The sequence below is a fragment of the Martelella mediterranea genome, assembly GCF_004342225.1.
GTDB lineage: Bacteria > Pseudomonadota > Alphaproteobacteria > Rhizobiales > Rhizobiaceae > Martelella > Martelella mediterranea_B.
This window is the reverse complement of record NZ_SMAR01000099.1, coordinates 1-1,388: the sequence shown is the minus strand read 5'-3', so window position 1 is coordinate 1,388 and position 1,388 is coordinate 1. Positions and strand designations below refer to the sequence as shown.

Sequence of the window (1,388 nt, the reverse complement as noted above, 5' to 3'; positions counted from 1 at the left end):
AATATGGGCATCGGCGGAATGACACCCGCACAGAAACTGAAAATGGCCGCGTGAATTCTACCAAAAAGCCCCGTTAAAAAGGGGAGGATTACCCTTCCATCGCTTCACGATAGATAGGTTCCCACAAAACTTGAAGGACCTTGTGCATTTCACTGCGAACTGGTCGGGGCAGCGTCCGTTAGGGGCGGGAAACGACTGGCGGTTTTATGTAGCACCGCTGGAAAAAAAGACCGCTCCTGAGCCCTAACCTGTCCCGACCGCTTTTTGGGACAAGGTTAGCCTAGCTAAGCGACTGGAACGGGGTCGGGAGCGGTCACGTTGTTCTTTTGCGCTTATGCCAGCTATTTGATCTTTAACCTCTAGGACCTGACAGTCAGGACTCGGCCCCTAAGTTGTCGGTCGGAAATGCGCCTCCATTCCGGCCATTCGACTGACGCTTGCGATTTCCCGAGAGCCGATATTGTTTATGGCGTAGCCGGGCGCCAGCCGATTACTTCGGCGTACAGCTGGTGTGCGGTGATTCGTGACCATCGATCATGAAAACGCCTAGATTTTTCCGCCCACACCCTTGAATTTTTCAACGAACGCAGAGATGCGTTGGAACACATCTCTTTTTTTCTTCAGGTATTGTGGATTGAGCGGGCTCATCCTTGGAAGGATTGAGTTCAACTCTGTGCCGTTTTCGCTCGCATATTCGCGTTTGATCGACGTCGCGATGTAGCGCTTGGCGGCATCCGCATTCAATTTTTCATGGGCTATCAGTTCTTCCGCTTCACGGCGTTGTTCGGCTTGTGCGAAGGCAAAAAAAGCCTCAATCACCTCGGCCTTGCCCCACAATTCGTCAAGGTTTGTCTGATTGATGAAATCGACGATGAGGCTTTCTTTCGCGCGGTTGCCAATACTGGCGCGAATGACACGGCGAACTTCGTCAACGAGCTCTGACTTGCTCTTCGTTTCTTTGTTGTGCTCAAAGATGAGCTCAAGGATATAATCCAGATTGATTTCCTGGGACTTTAAGAGGTCGACCTCAAAGACGACATCATCCCAGTCGATCTTTGAATCAACCTGCTCGGCGCTGGCCTCTTCACGGCGAAGCCAATCCCGGATGTCATTGTAGGTCGAACGGTAGTCCTGGACCTTTCGGTCAGCAGGCATCTCGACGCTCTTGAGTTCGTCAACGGCATCATCACTCAAATGATGCCGCTCCTTGAACGCTCTCACCGCATCGGCGTCACTCTCGTCGATCTCCTGAAGCTCTCTTAGGCTGGAGAACTCATCATAATTCTGAAGGATATGTCCGTTGTCATATAAAATGGGACATCAGAGCGGCTTGAGCATTGGAGGCTCTGGCTGGTTTGTGTGATTGATTATGCTGCTTGTTTTTGATG

1 protein-coding gene is annotated in these 1,388 nt (G+C 51.2%); it reads right to left on the bottom strand.

The window, feature by feature from the left end:
* Positions 1 to 546 precede the first annotated feature (546 nt).
* Complete coding sequence (locus EDC90_RS20750) at positions 547 to 1,293, bottom strand: type I restriction endonuclease subunit R, EcoR124 family (RefSeq protein ID WP_281015426.1); 747 nt, start codon at positions 1,291 to 1,293, stop codon at positions 547 to 549.
* Positions 1,294 to 1,388: the final 95 nt, after the last annotated feature.